The sequence below is a fragment of the Streptomyces sp. NPDC002513 genome (genome assembly GCF_053595355.1).
In genome coordinates this window covers 1-18993 of the sequence record NZ_JBSFXK010000008.1, presented here as the reverse complement: position 1 = coordinate 18993, position 18993 = coordinate 1, and the positions used below count along the sequence as shown (strand labels likewise).

The window sequence follows — 18993 nt, the reverse complement described above, 5'->3', positions numbered from 1 at the left end:
CGTAGACGGTATCCCGATGAGTCCAGTCGTAGATGTTTCAACGACCGGCCCGGCGCAGGCATCGGTCGTACGGGAACCGGCTTCGCAATCCTCGTCCCACTCCGGCACGGATGTCCGGAGTGGGACTGTGCGGCACGCGCCGCGGACTCCGTGCTCGATCCGTGGTGTCCGCTGACCGTGTGGTCCGCCGTGGCCCACATGGCCGACGCGTACGGCCACGGTCGCCACAGCCCGCCACCAGCGACAGGGAGCCACAGAACATGGGTGGAAAGCAGAAGACGCTCGCCATACTGACCGGAACCGCGCTTGCGGCCGGACTCACCAGCCCCGCCTTCGGGTCCGGCGCCGCTCACTCGCCGGCCCTGCCCATCGCGGCCACAGGGTCGGGGACGTCGGTCGTGGAATGGAACCGCGAGCTCATCACCATCCTCGGCGATCCGAAGGCGCAGCCGGCCACCGTCCACCCCACACGCAGCTTCGCGCTCCTCCAGGCTGCCGAGTACGACGCGGTCATATCGATCACCCGGGCCGGCCCCGCCTACATGTTCTCGGTGTCGGCGCCGCGAGGTGCTCGTGCGGACGCCGCAGCGGACCAGGCAGCCCACGATGTGCTGGTCGCCCTGTACCCGGCCAAGCGCGCGGGCGTGGATCAACGGCTCGGCAGCCAGTTGTCCGCGATACCCAACGGCCCCGGCAAGCAGGCGGGCACGCGTGTGGGAGCCGAGGTCGCCCGCCGACTGCTCAGCCTGCGGTCCCACGACGGATCCTCAGCGAAGCCGCCGCGGTTCCGCCCCGGCGACAAGGCCGGTGACTACCGGCCCACCCCTCCCGACTTCCCCACACCGGTGTTCACCAACTGGGGCTCGGTCAAGCCGTTCGTACTGGCCGACGGACGCCAGTTCCGCCCGGCGGCGCCGCCCGCCGTGAGCAGCGACGCGTACGCCACCGCTGTGAACGAGGTCAAGAGCCTGGGGAGCAAGACCAGTACCACCCGCACCCCCGATCAGACCGCGGCCGCGAAGTTCTGGGCGGCGGCGCCCGTCTGGAACGTCTGGAACCAGATCGCGCAGAATCTTGTCACCTCCCAGAACGCGAGCCTGGAGAAGGCGGTGAAGGTCTTCGCCCGTCTCGACCTGTCCCTTGCCGACACCGCTATCGCGATGTACGACGCCAAGTACACCTACCGCGTATGGCGGCCCGTGACCGCCATCCGGCTCGGCGATACGCACTACAACGCGCGTATCGTCGGCGATCCCCACTGGACCCCCCTGCTGACGACCGCCCCGGATCCGTCCTATCCCGGCGCTCACGGAGCCCTCAGCCAGGCGGCGGCAACGGCGCTCGCTGGGTTCCACGGTGCGCGGTATCACTTCGCGGTGACGTCGAAAGGCATCACCCGAACTTTTGCCGGCTTCCAGGACGCCGCCACTGAAGCGTGGCTCAGCCGGATCTGGTCCGGCCAGCACACCTCGCTCGACAACCGCGCGGGCCAGCAACTCGGCACACAGGTGGCCGACTTCGTGGCGGGTCACCTCTGACCGTCCGCGGCGGTCGTCCGCCCCGCGGCGGTGAGACCTGGGCCGCGGTGACCTCGGCGACATCATCACCAGGCCCGGTCAATGAGCTGTTCGCACCAGACAGTCTTTCCCTCGTGCGTGTGGCGTGTGCCCCAGCGCTGGGTGAGCTGGGCGACGAGGAGGAGGCCACGTCCTCCCTCGTCGGAGTGCCGTGCGCGGCGCATGTGGGGTGTGGTGCTGCTGCCGTCGGACACTTCGCAGATGAGCGTTCGGTTCCTGATCAGCCGGAGTTGGATGGGAGCGGTGCCGTAGCGGATGGCGTTGGTGACCAGCTCACTCACGACCAGTTCGGTGACGAAGCACACATGGTCCAGTCCCCACGCGGCGAGTTGGCGGGTGGACCAGGAGCGGGCCGCGGCTACCACCGAGGGATCGCCCGGTACGTCCATGACCGCGACCTGGTCCACGTCCAGGGCGTGCGTGCGAGCGATGAGCAGGGCGGCGTCATCCATGAAGTGGTCGGGCAGCACGTCATGGAGCACGCGGTCGCACAACGTCCCCAGGGACGAAGCAGGTTCGGCGAGTGCGCGGCACAAGCGCTGGAGTGCGTCATCGAGGTCGCTCGTACGGTAGTCGAGCAGTCCGTCGGTGTAGAACGCGAGAAGGCTTCCTTCGGCGAGTTCTATCTCTGCGGCTTCGAACGGCAGATCTCCCAGGCCAAGCGGGGGACCGGTGGGCAGCGTCAGGAGTCGGACCTCGCCATCCGGGGCGACCAGAACCGGCGGGGGATGTCCGGCGCGTGCGACGCAGCACGCACGGGAGACCGGGTCGTAGACGGCGTACATACAGGTTGCTCCGAGGACCGAGGCGTCACTGCCGACGTCGTCGTCTTCAGCGCCGAGACGGATGACCACGTCGTCCAAATGGGTCAGCAACTCGTCTGGGGGCAGATCGACATCGGCGAGGGTGCGTACCGCTGTGCGCAGACGCCCCATGGTCGCGGCAGCGTTGACGCCATGGCCGACGACATCGCCGACCACCAGCGCGGCCCTCGCCCCGGACAGCGGGATCACGTCGAACCAGTCGCCCCCGAGGCCGGACTGGCCACCGGCGGGACGATAGCGGGATGCGGTCTCGACGGCTGCGTGGGCGGGATTCCTCTGCGGGAGCAGGCTCTGCTGCAGCGTGAGTGCGGCGGTGCGCTCGCGGGTGTAACGGCGTGCGTTGTCCAGGCAGACCGCGGCCCGGGCGACCAGTTCTTCGGCCAGAAGGCGGTCATCGTCCGCGAACGGGACCCTGGTCCGTCTGAAGAATACGGTGACGCCCAAGGTCATGCCTCGGGCTCGAACAGGAACGCTCATGATCGACTGAAATCCATATGCGCGGAACTTGTCGGCCCGCACAGGATCCTGGGCCAGCCAGGATCTCATCTCGGCGTCCGACACGTTGTGAAGTACCGATCGACCCGTCGCCATGCAGCGAACCGGCGGTGAATGCGCCGGGTAGAAGTCCAGTTCCCCGGGCTGACGCACAGCCTCAGGGGATCCTTCGAGGATTGACCGGTTCGCAATCCGGCGCAGCGCCACGACACCGGTGAACGGGCCGGGCTCGTCGCCGGTGACCATCGGCTCCAGCAAGTCGACGGTGAACCAGTCGGCAAGCCTGGGAACGACCACGTCGGCAAGTTCCCGAGCGGTGTGCATGATGTCCAGAGTGCTGCCGATTCGAGTGCCGGCTTCGTTCAGCAGGGTCAGCCGCTCCCGGGCTCTGTGCTGAGCGGTGACGTCTGCCACTGTTGTGCACAGGCCGAGGACGTTCCCCCGGAGGTCGTGCAGAGCGGAGGCTGAGGCAGCAAAGACATGATCATGACCGGGGCAGGTGCGCAGTCGGCTGTGGATCTCACCGCCGAAGGCGGGCTCGCCCGTCTCGAGCGCCCGGCGCATGCACCCCTCCCACAGTGTGGCATCGGACCCGGACATGATCTCCGGCAGGCGTTTCCCCCGGCACTCGGACTCCGGTAGGCCGATCAGATCAGTCATGGCGGCGTTCTGCCGCACACACCGGAGATCCGTATCGAAGATCGTCACTGCGACGGGGCAGCGGGTGAACAACCACTCCAGCATCGTCTGCTCGGCCTCCAGTGGGAGGAACCGTCCCGGAGTGCCTGCCACGAGTATCCACTGGACATGGGCACCGCGGTCCATGAACTGGTGGCCCCTCACTCGCAGTGGCAGCACGGAGCCGTCCTGGCGCCGTACTGACACTTCCCCCGTCCAGCCGTCCTGCCCAGGGGGAAGGGTCCACAGCGGTGGGGCGCCGACGGGTACCAACAGATCCACAGCCGGTCGCCCCACGGCGTCCTCGGCACGGTAGCCGAGCATCCGCTCAGCGTCCCGGCTCCAGCCGGTGATGATCCCGTGGTCGTCGATCATGATCACGAGCGCGCCCTTGGCCTCCGCGTCCGCCGGCCCTTCGCGCGGAGGGGAACCACAGGCGTCCATGACCCACCTCACTCAGGCCGGTCGTCTGGCTAGCCTCCAGCATGCGCCGTCCAGCACCTCGGTTCAAATGCGCTCCGCACTGCATCATGTGCGCAGGGTGCTTCCTCGCGGATCTGCGTGCCCGCCCCGGCCGGCGCATCCGCCGCTTCCCGGGCGCTGCGGGCCTGCCAGACACTGTTTCCCGGCCAGGCCGCCCCGATCGTGAAGACCAGGCCACTCGGCCCGCTGCACGGTGACTCGGCTGAGCGGGGCTACGCCACATCCCGCGGTACCCGGTCATGCGATCGACCTCGCCGACGCCACCCTCCTCCCCGGCCTGGTCGACAGCCACAGCCACCCCGTGCTCGGCAGCGACGGGCTACGTGCCGCGCTCGCCACAGCTGAGCGGATCAACGGCTGGGTCCGCGGCTGGGGCCTGGGGCACCTCTGATCGAACTTCCCAGGGCAGCGTCGCCGCCGTCGCCGCGCGGACGTCTCTCGAACCTTTCTCCATGACAACGCCGAGGCCAGAGCCGCGCGCCGCCTGGTGCACATCCCGGTCGGCCGGTTCACGGAGACCAGGGAGATCGCCGCGGCGGTCGCGTTCCTCGCCGGCGGCGACTCCTCCTTCGTGAAACGCCACCGACTTCCTGGTGGACGGCGGGATCTCGGGCGCGTACCTGACACCGCTGTGAGCCGGGTGGGACGGTCAACCTCGGTGGCCGCGCCGTCAGAACGTGAGGGTAAGGTGCCGCCGTGGACATGGCGACCCCTGGGTGGTACCCGGACCCGTGGCATGAGGGCGGCGGCCCGGCCGGGCATCGGTGGTGGGACGGCACGACCTGGACCGAGCACGTGCAGGCGCCGCAGCCGCCCGGCGGGGGCAAGCGGCGTCGCGGCCTGGTCGTGGGGCTCATGGCCGGCGCCCTCGTGCTGGTCGGCGGCACCAGCGCCTGACTGCGGCGCCGTCCGGCCCGTCACAGGAACGTCCGGCCCTCGCTGCCGTACGTCGGCACGGATCGCCATCGTCCACCAAGAGTTCAGCGAGAGCCTGGCGGTGGAAGCGGTGCACGACTCGTCCCGAAGCCGCGGATGGTCAGTCCACTTTGTCGCCACTGGCCCTGTCCTGACCGCTGGAGCTTCCGTTGGGATGGACACGCTTCCGCCGATGGGATGGGAAGCGCAGAATTCGTCGCTGCCGCTACCGAGAGGCCCTCGATGACCATGCCGCGCACCCGCTCTTTCACACAGGTCGACGTGTTCTCCACGATCCCCTACAGCGGCAACCCGGTTGCGGTCGTCCTGGACGGGACGGACCTGACCGACGAGGAGATGCAGCGCCTGGCGCGCTGGACGAACCTGTCCGAGACCACGTTCGTACTGCCCCCCACCGTCCCCGAGGCGGATTACCGGCTGCGGATCTTCACTCCCCAGGGTGAATTGCCGTTCGCCGGGCACCCCACCCTCGGCTCCGCGTGCGCCTGGCTGGACGGCGGCGGCACGCCGCAACTCGCCGGCCGTGTCGTGCAGGAGTGTGCCGTCGGCCTGGTCACCGTACGCCGCGGCACGGGCACGGGCACTCTGTCATTCGCGGCGCCGCCGCGTGTCCGCGACGGCGCGCTGGATGACGCCTATCTGAACCAGATCGTCGCCGCATTCGGCATCACGCGTGACCAGGTCGTGGCCCACCAATGGGTCGACAACGGCCCCGGCTGGGCCGTGCTCCAACTGCCCACAGCCGAGGAGGTTCTCGCCCTCGAACCCGACCTCTCCCTCATCCCGACCGCGATGGTCGGCGCGATCGGGGCCTACCCCGAGGGATCCGAGCATCACTTCGAGATGCGTACCTTCGCCCCCGGTGCCGGCGTGCCCGAGGACCCCGCGTGCGGCAGCATGAACGCGGCCGTCGGGCAGTGGTTCACTGCCACCGGGGCCGCACCCTCCGCCTACCGGGTCTCCCAGGGCGCGAGGCTGGGCCGGGCCGCCAGCATCGAGATCACCGCCGACGCGGACGGCACCGTCTGGGTCAGCGGCGCCACCACCGTCTGCATCCGCGGCACCATCTCTGTCTGACCCGCCCGCCGCCGCCCCTACGCCGGACCACCGGGGTGAGGACGGGAGCGTCATGTGGTGTCGGGTGAAAGTGTTTTCATGGTGACGTAGCTGGTCACCGTGGCCACGCCGGGCAGGCTGGCCAACTGGTTGGCGTGGAAGTCCTCGTAGGCGGGCAGGTCGGCCACCTCGACCTGGAGCAGATAGTCGAAGTTGCCGGTGATGTGATGGCACGCGACCACCTCGGGCAGTCGGGTGACCCGACGCTCGAACGCGACCACGTCCGCGCGGGTGTGCCGCATCAGCCGCACCCCGGCGAACACCCGCAGACTCCGGCCGACCGCGACGGGATCGATCAGCGCCCGGTAGCCGCGGATGACCCCCGCTTCCTCCAGTTGGCGCACGCGCCGCAGGCACGGTGACGGGGACAGCCCGACCCGGACGGCGAGCTCCGCGTTGCTGATCCGACCATGCTGTTCAAGCACAGCCAGAATCGACCGATCAACCTCATCCATGGTGGCAGATTATTGCTCCAGAGGATTGCGTACCACAATCATGTGCCTGCTGTGCACGCAATTTGCTGCCAAAGTTGCTCGAGTCTGTTCGCATCGGGGCGCCGGTCGGCCACGCTTCATGGCGTCATATCGAGGTTCACGGAAGGGCAGCCATGCCGGGCAACAGCACCATCACCGTCCACGCTGATCGCGACGTCCATCCCACCCGCGCCGTGGCACCGCCCATCTACCAGACGGCGGCGTTCTGGGCCGAGGACGGGGAGACGTTCGCGCAGGGCGCCGTCGAATCGCGGGGCAAGGACTTCTACACCCGCTTCGGCAACCCGAACCACGCGCAGGTCGCTGCCGTCGTCGCCGAACTGGAACACACCGAGGCGGCCATGGTCACCGCGTCCGGGATGGCCGCTCTCACCACCTCCGTGCTGGCCCTGGTCTCCGCCGGTGACCACGTCATCGGGCAGAAGTCCACCTACGGCGGCACGGCGTCCGTACTGCTGAACATGCTGCCGCGCCTCGGCGTGTCGACCACCCTGGTGGACCAGACCGACCCGGAGGCGTTCGCGACGGCACTGACCCCGCAGACCCGCCTGATCCTGGTGGAATCACCGAGCAACCCGCTGCTGCAGATCACCGACCTGCGCGCCGTCGCGGACCTCGCCCGTGCGCATGGCGTGCTCACCCTGGCGGACAACACCTTCGCCACCCCGCTCAACCAGCGTCCGGCGGACCTCGGCATCGATCTGGTCTGGCACAGCGCGACCAAGTACCTCAACGGCCATACCGACGTGTCCGCCGGGGTGATAGCCGGGCGGGCCGAACTCCTGGACCGGATCTGGGACGTCGGCCTGCTCACCGGTGCCACGCTCGGGCCGATCGACGCGTGGCTGCTGCTGCGCGGCATGCGCACCCTGCCCCTGCGGGTGCCGCGGCACAACGCCAACGGTCTCGCGCTCGCCCAGGCGCTGAACGAGCATCCGGCCGTCAGCCGGGTGCACTATCCCGGCCTGGAGACCCACCCCCAGCACACGCTGGCGGCCGGCCAGATGAGCGGTTTCGGCGGAGTGCTCGCCATCGAGTTCGCCGGCGGTTTCGAGCCGGCCGACGCCTTCCTCGGCCGGCTGCGCTACTCCCGCCGGTCAGCCAGCCTCGGCGGCGTCGAATCCCTGGCCGTGCACCCGGCGTCCATGTGGCGCGGGATGCTCAGCGAGGATCAGATCGCCGAGTCGGTCCCGCTGGGCCTGGTCCGGCTGGCCGCGGGCACCGAGGACACGGCCGACCTCGTCGCCGACGCACTCGCCGCCGCCGACGCGGTGAGCACCTGAGCGACCGTTTGTGCGGCGGCAGTGACCGCTTGTGCGGTGGTTAGACCCGTGGCACGGCTCCCGGCGCCCCGCCCTCACCGTGGCCGAGGCCATGAGCGCGCCAGGAAGCCGTGAGCACCACCGACAGAGTGCACCGTGGGCGGACGACCACACGTCGGCGCACCCCGGCCCTGACCTGGGTGGCGCTGGCCGGGGTGCTGGCGATCCTGGGCCTCATGGCACGTCGGCCCGACACCCGCGGGCAGTTGTATTTCACCGGTGGCCTGGCGGTGGCCCTCATCCTCGTCGGCTACCTGCGGCAGAAGGCTCTGAGGTCCGCGGCTGATCGGCACGGCCGTAAGCAGAGTAGCGGTGGCCGCCACACATGATCTCGAACAATCCGAAAGCGTCTGCGAAGGAGTTCACCCGATGAAGACCCTGCTCACCGCCGGCACCGTGGTCAGCATGGACCCGGCGGTCGGCGATCTCGACCGCGGTGACGTGCTCATCGAAGACGGCGTGATCGTCAAGGTGGCCGAACGGATCGATGCGCCGGACGCCGAGGTGATCGACGCGACCGACCGGATCGTCATGCCCGGTTTCGTCGACAACCACCGCCACACCTGGCAGACCGCGTTCCGAGGCGTCGGCGCGGACTGGACATTCCGCGATTGGGCGGTGGCCATGCACGGCACGGTCAAGCCCCATTACCAGCCCGAGGACGCCTATGTGGGCACCCTGCTCGGCCGCCTGGAGGCCCTGCACTCCGGCGTGACCACGATGCTGGACTGGTACCACGTCGCGCAGAGCCACGAGCACGAGGACGCCGCCGTCGCGGCGCTGCGGGACACGCCGGGGCGGTCGATCTTCTGCCTCGGCGCAGGATGGGGCACTCCCGACCCCGTCGGCGCCGAGATCCGCCGCGTCCGCTCCGACCTGGCCGGGGACGGCCTGGTCACCATGGCGCTGGGGCTGCGCGGGCCCGAAGACACCAGCATGGAAACCGTCGCCCAGGAGCTGAAGCTGGCGGCCGAACTCGGCCTGCGCACCAGCCTGCATGTCGACGGCGGCGGGACGCAGCGCCCGGTCGCCGAGTTGCGCGAGCACGGTCTGCTGCGGGACACCACCACGTTCGTCCACGCCAACGGGATCAGCGACGAAGAGCTGCGGATGCTCGCCGACGCCGGCAGCTCGGTGTCGATCAGCCCGGACGTCGAGCTGAAGATGGGGTTCGGATCACCGATCACCGGCCGGGCGCTGGCCGCCGGCCTGCGCCCGACGCTGTCCATCGACGACGTCCCGTCCGCCGGCGGCGACATGTTCTCCACGATGCGCACCGCCTTCGCCGTGCAGCGCGGCCTGGACGGAGGCCTGCGCTCCCGGGACCTGCTGGCGTTCGCCACCGTCGACGCCGCCCGGTCGTGCGGGCTCGACACCCGAACCGGCAGCATCACGCCCGGCAAGGACGCCGACATCATCCTTCTGCGTGCCGACGACCTGACCGTTTTCCCGGTCACCGACCCGGCCGGCACCATCGTCAGCGCCGCCCATCCCGGCCTGGTCGACACCGTTCTCGTCGCCGGCCGCGTGGTCAAACGCGACGGCGTACTGGTGGACGTAAACCTGACGGCGCTGAGGACCCGACTGGTCGAATCACGCAACAGGATCGCGGCGGCCGCCGGCATTCCACTCGACGGCACCTGGCGCCCACGGCCGGAATCGGAGTGACAGCGCTCAAGCAGCGCACATGGTACGGCGCATCCGGACACATCTCCGGCGCTGGGGACCAGCGCTGCAGCCGCTGGCGCCAAGCACTTGATCTTGGTCGTCCAGCACAGGCGATCGGGCTATTGCGGGGGTTTTCCGGAAGCTCTTCGATCGCTGGCGGGGGCTGGCTACCGTCCGCCGCATGCCGGTGGAATTTCTGACTGATGAGCAGGCTGAGGCGTACGGGAAGTTCGCCGAGGAGCCGATGGCCGCGCAGTTGGAGATCGAGGACGTCTCCTGCGTCAAGGAGTACACCGAGCGGTTGAAGACGGCGTACGAGCACGCGTGGGAGATCCGCGACGCGTACGGGTACAACCCCTTCGAGGACCACGCCCAGGGCCGGAGGTTCCGGGCGTTCCTGCACGGCCGGGCGTGGACGGCGCATGCAGAGGGGCCGAAGGCACTGTTCGATCACTCGGTGGGCTGGCTGCGCCGGCACCGGGTGCTGCTGTCGGGGGTGAGCGTGCTGGCCCGGCAGGTCTCCGAGGTCCGCTCCCCGAGAAGAGGCTGCACACCACGGTCGCGAAGGCCGCCCGGCGGGCGGACCCGGCGCTGCCTGGTGACCTGGTCGCCACGCTGAAGACGCCGGAGGGCAAGCGGTACTCGGAGCTGGAACGGATGCGTCAGCCCCCGACGCGGACCACGGGTACCGCGATGAAGGGCGCGTTGCAGCGGGTCGAGGACATCGCGGCCTTCCAGCTGGGCCGCCTGAAGCTGGAGCGGATCCCGCCGAACCGGCTGTCCGCGCTCGCCCGCTACGGGCTGGGCACCAAGGCCCCGAGGCGGGAGCGGACCCCGGAGCCCAAGCGCACGGCGATGTCCACCGCGGTGATGCGCCACCTGGAGGCCAAGTCGATCGACGACGCCCTGGACCTATTCGAGATCCTGATGGCCACCAGGCTGATCAGCACCGCGAAGCGATCCACGGACAAGCAGCAGCTGTCCACGCTGCCGCAACTGGAGAAGGCATCGAGGCTGGTTGCCAGGGCGGCGGCGGTGTTCATCGAGGAGCTAGAACTGATCGAGCAGAGCGGCTGCGATGTGGACGTGGCCGCGCTGTGGGCGGCGCTGGAGGAGGTCGCACCCCGGGCGGCGCTGTCCAGCGCGGCCACCGTGGTGGTGAGCCTGGTCCCGGGCCCACCGGCCACGACTGCATGATCACCATGCCGGCGGAACTCGCCGAGCTCCTGCTCAAGCTCGGCTGACCCCGAGGGGGGATATTCGCTGGGCCGGACCGGCGGTGTGTCCGTAGGGTCACCGTATGACGGACGAGGACCAGCGTGCGATACAGGCGGCGATCGACGCGGAGCTGCGGCTCCTGGACCCCGAGGTGCGCGCCTCTCAGGCCCTCGTCCTGGAACTCCTCGACCCGGAGTTCACCGAGTTCGGAGCGTCCGGCCGCCGCTGGGACGCGACGTCGATCCTGACGGTGACAAGCGGCGGATCGGTGTCCCCCGAGTCACCGGTCGAGGTGACCGCGATGTCCGGGACCGTCCTGTCCCCGGGCATCGTCCACCTGACGTACTTCGCGGACAACCAGGGGCGCCGGGCATGGCGCAGCTCCGTGTGGCGCCTGACGGAGACGGGCTGGCGGATGTACTTCCACCAGGGGACGCCGGCCGCCTAGCTCTCATGCCGTTGCCGCCTATTCCGAGCCCCGCCGCTCGTATGATGGCGGCCCGGCGTTCGGAGCCCGGGTAGCGCTGGATCAGTTCGCGCAGCGCACGGGTCCGGTCGGCCTCGTGGGTCCACAGGCTGCCGTCGCTCGTGATCGCTACCGCGGCGTCCGGTGCGGCGCCCCGGTCCGCCATCGCGAGCACAATGACGGTATGTATTGCCTGCAAGCGGTCATCGCCGCCAATCCTGTGCTCCGCGAATTGATCGGCTCCGTCGAGGACGCACGCGTGGTCCCACTCGGCCAGCAGCTGTCGCTGCTGCCCATGACCGACGTGCTGTTCGACGCAGTAACCGTCGCGGTTGCGCCCGAGCTCGAAGGGTTCTGGAAGACGCCCGCTGGGTTCGACCGCGCGCTGGCCGTCTGCTCCGCGCATGGTCCGATAGCCTATGTCGAGGCCGAGTACTTCGGCGGGGTTGGAACGCAGTCCGCGCAGGTATGGGATGGCGGGAAGGTGGTCCTCGGCCCGGTGTGTCTGGCAGAGGGACAACCAGACCCCTTTGACGGCACCCCGATCTCTCAAGCGCTTCGGCGACTCGGAGTGGCCAAAGGTAACCACGTCGACGAGTTCGATGCTGTCGCCCTCGGCCGTCACCGCGACACGGACGACTGGCTGGCATCCACGAGTTGATCAAGATGCGAAGCCTGGCCCCTTGACTTGATGCAGGGAAGGAAGCGGAACCAGCGCAGCACGGCACGCCCGTACGCCTCGATACGCAGAGGCTCGAGACCGCACGCCTGGCACGTGCGCAGGTAGTCAAGAACCGGCACCACGGGCTGCTCGTGTGCGTCGATGACCAGGAGAGTAATTGTCAAGAGCTGTGGCTTGCTCGACTTGTCTGCTGCGATGAGGACTCGCCAGACCCCGGCTGCGACGTCAGGGCCTCGGCAAGGCGGTCGACGCCGAATCCGCTGATCAGCAGGCGTTCTTTGCGGTTACCGGTGAGCAGTTGGCTCCATTCAACGAAGCCGCCGTCGCCGACTTCCAACTGGTGGCCTCCGATGCTGGTGTAGATCTTGAAGCAGATGCCGGTGTAGTAGCCGCGTCCGGTGGTCCGGTCGGGGTCCTCGCACACCTGTATTCCTGGCACTCCGGCGAGGTCGTGGCGTATCTGCTCGAGGGTCGGACCAGTCGTGTCCCCCAGAAAGGTCAGTCTGATCTGTGTGTCCTGTGCCCCGACGCCGGCCATGACCCGGGCGGCGTACCGTAGGTGCTCGGCCAAGTGCCGGTGCTCGAAGAGTCGGTTGCCGGTGTCTCGACCGGCGGTCACGAGACCGAAGAGCTGGAAGTGGGCAAGGTTCTTCGGACCGTTGAAGCTCTGGGCGCGAGCCACTCGCTGGCTGGCCGCCAGCCGGACCGGCGCATTCGAACGCGGATCGGCAGCCAGGGCCAGGGAGCGCCGGTGCGATGCCTCTAGCGCCAGTGCGTTCGTCGGGTCGGCAGCCACCTCGCTGCCTCGAACAGTCATGATCACCTTGCGTGGATCGACGGTCGCCACGGCCGAATGCGCGGCCAGCGGCACGACCGGGGCGAGCACGAGGACCTCGAAGCCGTCGGGCAACGCCGACACCAACGCGTCCTCGGTGCGGCGCAGTGCGGTGAACTCGACCGGCGCTGGGGCCACGAACCGGTCGCTGCGATAGCGCCGCATCACATCGGCCGGCGAAAGCCGGTCCGCCCGGCGCCGGAACACCTCCAGCAGCAGCGTGGTCAGATCCGCGCCCGACATCCCGCTGGCCAGCAGTTCCAACAGTTCCGGGCCCCCGGCCCGTGTCAGAACCCGACGTAACGCTGGGTTGACCGGGATGTCTTCGGTGAGGTCATCGCGCGTCATGAACGTCGAGTATCACGGTTGGGAAATCAGCTGACCAGTGAGTTTCTGACACTTCGACGGTCATGCCACCGCAGGCTCAGGGCGCTCGACCAGGACGCCGTTCTCGAAGCGGGCGCCCGCACGGACCAGGGGCACCAGGTGGGCTCCGGTGATTGCCCGCCAGCGGGCCTGGGCGGACTCGACCAGCTTGAACACCATCGCGAGGGCGGCGGCAGGGCTGCCGGCGCCGCGGGTGACCTTGGTGCGGAGCTTGACCGTGGAGAACGTCGACTCGATCGCCCGGCTGAGCGGACTTCGGAAGAGAGTTCGTGACATTCCGGGCCTTGTGAACCCAGCATCGCTGATGCCGGGCAGCCGGGAACACCTCGGCCAGCGCCTTCCACAGCCCCATCGCGCCGTCGCCGACGACCAGCTCGGGATCGCGCATGCCGCGTCGGCGGCAGTCGCGCAGCAGGTCGGCCCACGACTCGGTGGACTCGCGCAGGCCCTCGGCCGGCGCGATCAGCTCCTTGGTGCCGTCCAGCCGGACGCCGAGCAGGACCAGAACGCAGGAGTGCGCCTGCCCGAGCCGGACCTTGGGGTGCACGCCGTCGGCCCACACGTACACGTAGTCGCGGTCCGACAGGTCCCGGTCCTGAATGCGGCGTGGTCGTCCTGCCAGTGTTTCGTCAGCCGGGTCACGGTTGCCGCGGACAGGCCCGCGGCGCCGCCGAGGAACTGCTCCAGCGCCGGAACGAAGTCCCCGGACGACAGACCATGGAGCCGGACTGCGCGGAGCCTTCGTCGGTGACTACGCTGAGTACGGGCGTGCCCTCCCGACCCGCGCTGCGAACGCGGGCCTACTCGGTGACCATTAACTCCGCGTACCGCATCACGAGTTGGAACAGGAGGCCATCAAACTCAGCCGACAGCTCGAAGAATGCCAGGAAGACCTCGACGCTGCCCGATCCGTCAACCACGAGTACATGGCTCGACTCAACGGTCCACCCCTGTCTCCGAGGTGAGAGAGCAGCCCACGACAGTACGGAGGGGCTTCGCCGAAGCCCGCAGAACCACGGCGTGCCGTTGATGAGGACCTCGCACTGCTGCTCTCGAGTTGCTTGTTCTGGTCTCAGGGGACCAGAACGACCTTGCCGAGATTGCGGCGGGACTCGATGATCTCGTGTGCGCGCGTTGCTTCGGCGAGCGGGATTTGAGCGAATACCCGGGGGCGCAGCGTGCGGTTGCGGTGGAGTTCCCACAGCTCGTCAAGCCAGTGCGCGTAAATTTCGGGTTCGGCCCGGGCGATGGCCGCCATCTGGAAGCCGATGGCCGAGGCGCTCCGGATGAGCAGTTCGTAGGCGTCGATCGTGCCGCCGCCGGAGCTGAAGGCGACCAGCCGGCCGCCGGAGGCCAGGGCGCGCACGGCGGGGCCGAGTAGTTCTCCACCGACACCGTCGATGACAATATCGACGGGATCGCCCCAGGACTCGTCTCCATACAGCACGACCTCGTCGGCGCCGAGGGCGCGAACGAAGTCCGCCTTGTCCGCACTGCTGACGGCCGCGACCACGCGGGAAGACTCGCCCGCCTTCGCGTACTGCAGGGCCAGGGTGCCGACAGCGCTGGCCGCAGCGGTGACCAGGACTGCGTCGCCGGGGCGGGGGCGGCCGGACTCGTAGGCGCCGCGTGCCACCAGGCCGCTTCGGACCAGCGCCACGGCCTCGACGCTGGTCGCTCGGTCGGGAACGGCAGAGGCCATCGCGTCGTGGATAATGGCCAGTTCGGCGTAAGCGTGGGAGAAACAGAGACCGGTGACACGGTCGCCCACTGCGAAACGGGTGACGCCTTCGCCGACGGCGGCGACAGTGCCCGCTACCTCGCCGCTGAGGGGGACGGGCTCGGTGCCCTCGCGCACCTTTCGTACGGCTGGCAGCGTGACACCGACCGCATTGGTGCGAACGAGTAGTTCACCTGGGCCGGGCTCTGGAACGGGCGCCTCCTCGGTGAAGAGAACCTCGGGGCCGCCGTTGACCTCGTAGCGGACACGACGCATGGACACCTCCGGGTGTGACACGGCTCGAAATCGTTGGGATTCCCAATGGGTGCAGGGTAGGGAAGGGCCGTTGGGAAGTCCAATGAATTGGGGATAGCCTGTCTCCATGAAGTCCACCGAGCGCCCGCCTGCCCTGGCGCACATCCAGTCCCTGCCGAGCTGGCTGGCCGGCCGGGTAGCGGCGCGCGGCCGGAGCCTGGTCGCCGAGGCGATCGCTGAGGAAGGGCTGAAACTGCCGCACCACGCCGTGCTCGCGGCAGTGGCTGAGTACGGGCCGGTCGCCCAGGCGGATGTGGTGCGCCGACTGGGATTCGATGCCAAGGACGTGGTCCTCCTGCTCAACGATCTGGAGGAAGCGGGGCTGGCGGTGCGCGAACCCGATCCGCGGGACCGCCGCAAGAACGCAGTGACGGTAACGCCGAAGGGCGTGCGGATCCTGGAGCGGTGTGCGGAGTTGGCGGAGCAGGCTAACGCCGCGCTCCTGGCGCCGCTCAGTGCGGCGGAAAGCGAACAGTTGATGGCTTTGCTGACCCGGGTGTACGAGGCGTAGCGCTGCCGGCAGGAGCGTCATGGAGCGGTTCCAGCACAGGCAGCGGCGAGGCATGACCGCCCGCCACACCCGGCTTCAGGAGCGAGACACGGCCCAGCCACTTGCACCACATGTGGTGCAGTCACTACCGTGCCGGCAACTACCTTTTGAGCTGCGAGGATGGCGGCGATCCAGGATAGCCGTGCGCAGCACCCCCACAGAATCGCAGATGCTCTCACGCTGATCCCCCAGGTGAAGCAGATAGCGGCCGTGACCGTCATGGATCAAGGCGGAAGCGTTCACCGGCTCCGGCCGCCCATCGAGGCCCTCGGCTTTCGCGTCCAGGGGTTTGGCCCGCAGCGTCGGCGACCGGACGTCGGCGAACGCCAGCCACCGAGCGCCGCAGACTTCCTCGTCCCGCAGTGTCAGGGACGGAGGCCGATCGGGCATGAGGTAGAAGACGAAGCGGAAATCGAAGTACTGGTGCGCGGGCTCATTCTTGGCCGGATTGGCGTCGATGTCGTGGACGTCGATCGGTGCGCCGAGGAACTGCGGGGTGAGACAGAGGTCTTGGGGGAGGATCCCGGTTTCCTCACGCGCCTCGCGCAGCGCGGCAGCCAGAAGGGTCCGGTCGTCGTGGCCGCCCGGTGTGAGGAACTTCCCCGACGCCTTGTGACCGATGTGCAGTACACGCCGCTCACGATCGATGACGGTCGCGCTGCACGTGATGTGGCCGGGCAGCGTCGCGCGGCTTGTCGGCTCGTCGGGTCGGTCGAGGACGGCCGGCAGCCCGGCCAGGGCCTTTCGCTCGTGCGGGTGCCGGACCAGGTACGCCTCGGTGGTCGCACGGATGTGGGAGCGGGTGAGCGGCACGTCATCACCTCGGAGGGGCGTGGGCTGGTGAAAGGAGTGCGTGGCCGTGGGCGAGGCCAGGTCGGCGGTTCCTGGTGATGTGGTGTCGGTGCGGTTCATGGGCGTGCTCCGTGCTGCTCGCTGTCCGGCTCGGAGGTGACCTGGTAGGACAGCAACTGCTGGAACATGCCTGGTTGTCGGGCAAGTTCTGGGTAGGTGCCCTCCTGTACGATCCTGCCTTCGTCGAGAACCACGATCCGGTCGGCCACGGCGACATTGGTGATGCGGTGGGTCACCAGCAGCACCGCCCGGTCACGGGCCAGGTCCCGGAGCCGCTGGAAGATCCGGTACTCGGCGCGGGGATCGAGGTTCGCGGTCGGTTCGTCGAGGACCAGCAGTCCTGCCTCGCGGAAGAAGGCCCTGGCCAGAGCGATGCGCTGCCATTGGCCGCCGCTGAGTTCTTCGCCGTTGAGCCACTCGCGGGCGAGGAGGGTGTCCAGGCCGGCACCGAGCTTGTCGACGACCTCGTCGGCGCCGGCAGCTTCGCACGCCTCACGCACCGCCGTGTCACCGCGCGCCGTCGGCTGTCCCAGGTTCACGTTCTCGCGTACCGTCAGCGGCCAGTGCGCGTAGTCCTGTGGCACCAGGGCCACCTGCTGCCACAGGGCCTGCGGATCCGCTTCGCTGATGGGCATTCCGTCCCACAGCACCTGCCCGCTCGTGGGCAGGTTCAGGCCGCTGATCAGCTTGGACAGTGTCGACTTTCCCGATCCGTTGAAGCCGACCAGAGCGGTGACTTCGCCGCGGCGCAAGGTGAGCGAGACGTCGGACAGGGCGTCGCGGTCCTTGCCCGCGTAGCGGTGGGTGACCGACTTGACCTCGATCGTCTTCGGCGGCTCGGGTCGGCGCGGACCACGGCGCATGCGGAATCCGCCGGCCTTGTCCAGGAAGCCGCTCCAGTCGTCCATGTACAGGCCGGTCCGTACGGCCCGCGCGCCGACGGCCACCAGGCCGCGGACCGACTGGCCCACCGTCTGTAGGGCGAAGACGGCGGTTCCCGCGTGCCCGACGCTGATGCGTCCGTTGGCCAGCAGCAGGACGACCGCCGCCCACACGAGGGCCGATCCCAGGCCCCCGCACAACGCGCCGACCAGGGACATGCGGGCGCCCTCGTCGGCTGCGGCCCGGTCCTCGCGGTTGATCCGGGCGACTGTCTCCCGGTACCGCCCGGACAGGAACGCGGACATGGTGCCGGCCCGGATCTGGTCGGCGGCGTCCTTGGTGTAGATGTGCCAGCGCAGCACCGACAGCATCCGCAGGTCGCCGTTGCTGCGCAGGTTCGCCAGGTATCGGACCCGTGCGGCACTGACCTGGGCCAGGGCTTGCGGGAGACTGGCCGCGATCAGGAGCGGCAGCAGCATCCAGTTCACTCCGGCGAGCACGAGCGCCCCGGCGACGAACGACGCCGAGGAGGCGATCAGGTCCTGCCCCTCGTCGATCAGGTCCCCGGTGACCTGCGCTCCGCGGTCGGCGGCCTCGCGGGCACGGTTGAAGTCGGGGTCGTCGTAGGCGCACAACTCGGCCTCGGCGCAGCCGGTGAGCAGCATCTGTTCGGCCTCGCGCGACATCAGCGGGCCCAGCCGGGAGGACAGCCAGTTGACGATGATGCCCAGCAGCGCGCGCACCCCGGCGGCTCCGGCCAGCAGGGCCACGGACGGCCACGCCTGAAGCAGCCGGTCGTAGACGTCTCCGCTGGTGAGCAGCGCGGTGAGGGTGCCGCTGATGGCGACCAGGCCGAGGGCCTGCATCACCCCTGTGACGGCCTGGCACAGCAGGAGGCCGATGGTCGCGCGTCGGTCGACCTGCCAGGCGAGAGCCAGTGAGCGGCGCACCAACTGGGGCAGACGCCGGGCCATGTCCCGCATCCGGATGGACCGCCCGGCCGCTTCCCGGCTGCCGGTCAGGTCGACGTACCGCATCTGCGGGGCGGAGACGGCTGTCTCGGGGGCAGTGCCCGGCTCGGTCTGTGAAGTGATGACGTCCGGTCCGTTGTGAGGGCGGACAGACGTTGCTGTGGATGTGGAGGGCACCCGGGTGGTGCGCGGCCCCGGGACACGGTCGGCTGCTGCATCGGTCGGCTCGCTCATGCTGCCCACCCCGTGTCCGGTCGTGCTGAGCGGCGGGTGACGGCGTCAACCGTGTGCGTGGTGAGGGAGAAGGAGCCGACGACGGGCCGCCGCTGTTCGAATCCAAGAGGCTCATTCGTGGGGGCGAGTACAGGATTCATGGCGTCCTCCATCTGGGCGCGTGAGGGGTACTGGTGCTCTTAGAACTCCTAACAAAGTGAGAGGTTGACCAGTCGGCGCCAGCAGATGATGCCGCAGGCCAGGCTGAGGAACGCTTCGTGGATGTCGTCGCGGATCTCCCAGCGGATG

At 69.0% G+C, this 18993-nt stretch carries 16 protein-coding genes and 3 pseudogenes; 12 read left to right on the top strand and 7 right to left on the bottom strand.

Going from position 1 to position 18993, the window contains the following annotated elements:
• Positions 1-260: 260 nt before the first annotated feature.
• On the top strand, positions 261-1538 hold the full coding sequence (locus ACWD5Q_RS08010; protein WP_451426173.1) for a vanadium-dependent haloperoxidase: 1278 nt from the start codon (positions 261-263) through the stop codon (positions 1536-1538).
• A 65-nt stretch (positions 1539-1603) separates the two neighbouring features.
• On the opposite strand, the gene ACWD5Q_RS08005 is transcribed toward ACWD5Q_RS08010, so the two are convergent.
• Complete coding sequence (locus ACWD5Q_RS08005; protein ID WP_451426172.1) at positions 1604-4018, bottom strand: SpoIIE family protein phosphatase; 2415 nt, start codon at positions 4016-4018, stop codon at positions 1604-1606.
• 232 nt (positions 4019-4250) lie between these two features.
• On the opposite strand from ACWD5Q_RS08005, the gene ACWD5Q_RS08000 reads away from it, so the two are divergent.
• From ACWD5Q_RS08000 to ACWD5Q_RS07985, 4 genes and pseudogenes are all read left to right on the top strand, one after another.
• Positions 4251-4448 carry a hypothetical protein gene (locus ACWD5Q_RS08000; protein ID WP_451426171.1) on the top strand — a complete coding sequence of 66 codons (198 nt, stop codon included), beginning with the start codon at positions 4251-4253 and terminating at the stop codon, positions 4446-4448.
• A 78-nt stretch (positions 4449-4526) separates the two neighbouring features.
• A pseudogene (locus ACWD5Q_RS07995) lies at positions 4527-4692 on the top strand (SDR family oxidoreductase); the annotation flags it as partial.
• Positions 4693-4759: 67 nt separating this feature from the next.
• Positions 4760-4954, top strand: coding sequence for a DUF2510 domain-containing protein (locus ACWD5Q_RS07990; protein WP_451426170.1), 195 nt, complete (start codon positions 4760-4762; stop codon positions 4952-4954).
• Positions 4955-5215: 261 nt separating this feature from the next.
• Complete coding sequence (locus ACWD5Q_RS07985; protein WP_451426169.1) at positions 5216-6070, top strand: PhzF family phenazine biosynthesis protein; 855 nt, start codon at positions 5216-5218, stop codon at positions 6068-6070.
• 50 nt (positions 6071-6120) lie between these two features.
• Here ACWD5Q_RS07985 and ACWD5Q_RS07980 read toward each other — a convergent pair whose 3' ends face one another.
• Positions 6121-6564 (bottom strand): Lrp/AsnC family transcriptional regulator, encoded by a 444-nt coding sequence (locus ACWD5Q_RS07980; protein WP_451426168.1) that lies wholly within the window; start codon positions 6562-6564, stop codon positions 6121-6123.
• A gap of 152 nt (positions 6565-6716) precedes the next feature.
• Here ACWD5Q_RS07980 and ACWD5Q_RS07975 point away from each other — a divergent pair, with 152 nt between their 5' ends.
• From ACWD5Q_RS07975 to ACWD5Q_RS07950, 6 genes and pseudogenes are all read left to right on the top strand, one after another.
• Complete coding sequence (locus ACWD5Q_RS07975; protein ID WP_451426167.1) at positions 6717-7886, top strand: trans-sulfuration enzyme family protein; 1170 nt, start codon at positions 6717-6719, stop codon at positions 7884-7886.
• Between the two features lie 110 nt (positions 7887-7996).
• The gene (locus tag ACWD5Q_RS07970; protein ID WP_451426166.1) at positions 7997-8254 is read left to right on the top strand and encodes a hypothetical protein; all 258 of its coding nucleotides are present in this window, start codon (positions 7997-7999) and stop codon (positions 8252-8254) included.
• Positions 8255-8294: 40 nt separating this feature from the next.
• On the top strand, positions 8295-9593 hold the full coding sequence (locus ACWD5Q_RS07965) for an amidohydrolase family protein (RefSeq protein ID WP_451426165.1): 1299 nt from the start codon (positions 8295-8297) through the stop codon (positions 9591-9593).
• Positions 9594-9774: 181 nt separating this feature from the next.
• Positions 9775-10766 (top strand): annotated as a pseudogene (locus tag ACWD5Q_RS07960) (DUF4158 domain-containing protein); the annotation flags it as partial.
• Between the two features lie 127 nt (positions 10767-10893).
• Positions 10894-11259: a nuclear transport factor 2 family protein gene (locus ACWD5Q_RS07955; protein ID WP_451426164.1), complete on the top strand. Its 366-nt coding sequence runs from the start codon at positions 10894-10896 to the stop codon at positions 11257-11259.
• 202 nt (positions 11260-11461) lie between these two features.
• A complete protein-coding gene (locus ACWD5Q_RS07950) occupies positions 11462-11938 on the top strand; it encodes a hypothetical protein (RefSeq protein ID WP_451426163.1) in 477 nt (158 codons plus the stop codon).
• Positions 11939-12119: 181 nt separating this feature from the next.
• Here ACWD5Q_RS07950 and ACWD5Q_RS07945 read toward each other — a convergent pair whose 3' ends face one another.
• The 3 genes and pseudogenes from ACWD5Q_RS07945 to ACWD5Q_RS07935 form a co-directional block, all read right to left on the bottom strand.
• Positions 12120-13142, bottom strand: coding sequence for a hypothetical protein (locus ACWD5Q_RS07945; RefSeq protein ID WP_451426162.1), 1023 nt, complete (start codon positions 13140-13142; stop codon positions 12120-12122).
• 60 nt (positions 13143-13202) lie between these two features.
• Positions 13203-13904 (bottom strand): annotated as a pseudogene (locus ACWD5Q_RS07940) (IS256 family transposase); the annotation flags it as partial.
• 349 nt (positions 13905-14253) lie between these two features.
• Entirely contained in the window at positions 14254-15177 is a 924-nt protein-coding gene (locus ACWD5Q_RS07935) for a quinone oxidoreductase family protein (RefSeq protein WP_451426161.1), read from the bottom strand.
• A gap of 106 nt (positions 15178-15283) precedes the next feature.
• Here ACWD5Q_RS07935 and ACWD5Q_RS07930 point away from each other — a divergent pair, with 106 nt between their 5' ends.
• Positions 15284-15727 carry a MarR family winged helix-turn-helix transcriptional regulator gene (locus tag ACWD5Q_RS07930; protein ID WP_451426160.1) on the top strand — a complete coding sequence of 148 codons (444 nt, stop codon included), beginning with the start codon at positions 15284-15286 and terminating at the stop codon, positions 15725-15727.
• A 75-nt stretch (positions 15728-15802) separates the two neighbouring features.
• Here ACWD5Q_RS07930 and ACWD5Q_RS07925 read toward each other — a convergent pair whose 3' ends face one another.
• A complete protein-coding gene (locus tag ACWD5Q_RS07925; RefSeq protein ID WP_451426159.1) occupies positions 15803-16678 on the bottom strand; it encodes an NUDIX hydrolase in 876 nt (291 codons plus the stop codon).
• Entirely contained in the window at positions 16675-18537 is a 1863-nt protein-coding gene (locus ACWD5Q_RS07920; RefSeq protein ID WP_451426304.1) for an ABC transporter ATP-binding protein, read from the bottom strand. The genes ACWD5Q_RS07925 and ACWD5Q_RS07920 overlap by 4 nt, the downstream gene beginning before the upstream one ends.
• Positions 18538-18993 lie beyond the last annotated feature (456 nt).

Coding starts and splice junctions, on each gene's coding strand:
- ACWD5Q_RS07950 (WP_451426163.1), top strand. CDS start 11,462: ATGTATTGCCTGCAAGCGGTCATCGCCGCCAATCCTGTGCTCCGCGAA.
- ACWD5Q_RS07965 (WP_451426165.1), top strand. CDS start 8,295: ATGAAGACCCTGCTCACCGCCGGCACCGTGGTCAGCATGGACCCGGCG.
- ACWD5Q_RS08010 (WP_451426173.1), top strand. CDS start 261: ATGGGTGGAAAGCAGAAGACGCTCGCCATACTGACCGGAACCGCGCTT.
- ACWD5Q_RS07930 (WP_451426160.1), top strand. CDS start 15,284: ATGAAGTCCACCGAGCGCCCGCCTGCCCTGGCGCACATCCAGTCCCTG.
- ACWD5Q_RS07935 (WP_451426161.1), bottom strand. CDS start 15,177: ATGCGTCGTGTCCGCTACGAGGTCAACGGCGGCCCCGAGGTTCTCTTC.
- ACWD5Q_RS07945 (WP_451426162.1), bottom strand. CDS start 13,142: ATGACGCGCGATGACCTCACCGAAGACATCCCGGTCAACCCAGCGTTA.
- ACWD5Q_RS07955 (WP_451426164.1), top strand. CDS start 10,894: ATGACGGACGAGGACCAGCGTGCGATACAGGCGGCGATCGACGCGGAG.
- ACWD5Q_RS07920 (WP_451426304.1), bottom strand. CDS start 18,537: ATGCGGTACGTCGACCTGACCGGCAGCCGGGAAGCGGCCGGGCGGTCC.
- ACWD5Q_RS07925 (WP_451426159.1), bottom strand. CDS start 16,678: ATGAACCGCACCGACACCACATCACCAGGAACCGCCGACCTGGCCTCG.
- ACWD5Q_RS07990 (WP_451426170.1), top strand. CDS start 4,760: ATGGCGACCCCTGGGTGGTACCCGGACCCGTGGCATGAGGGCGGCGGC.
- ACWD5Q_RS07975 (WP_451426167.1), top strand. CDS start 6,717: ATGCCGGGCAACAGCACCATCACCGTCCACGCTGATCGCGACGTCCAT.
- ACWD5Q_RS07985 (WP_451426169.1), top strand. CDS start 5,216: ATGACCATGCCGCGCACCCGCTCTTTCACACAGGTCGACGTGTTCTCC.
- ACWD5Q_RS08005 (WP_451426172.1), bottom strand. CDS start 4,018: ATGGACGCCTGTGGTTCCCCTCCGCGCGAAGGGCCGGCGGACGCGGAG.
- ACWD5Q_RS07980 (WP_451426168.1), bottom strand. CDS start 6,564: ATGGATGAGGTTGATCGGTCGATTCTGGCTGTGCTTGAACAGCATGGT.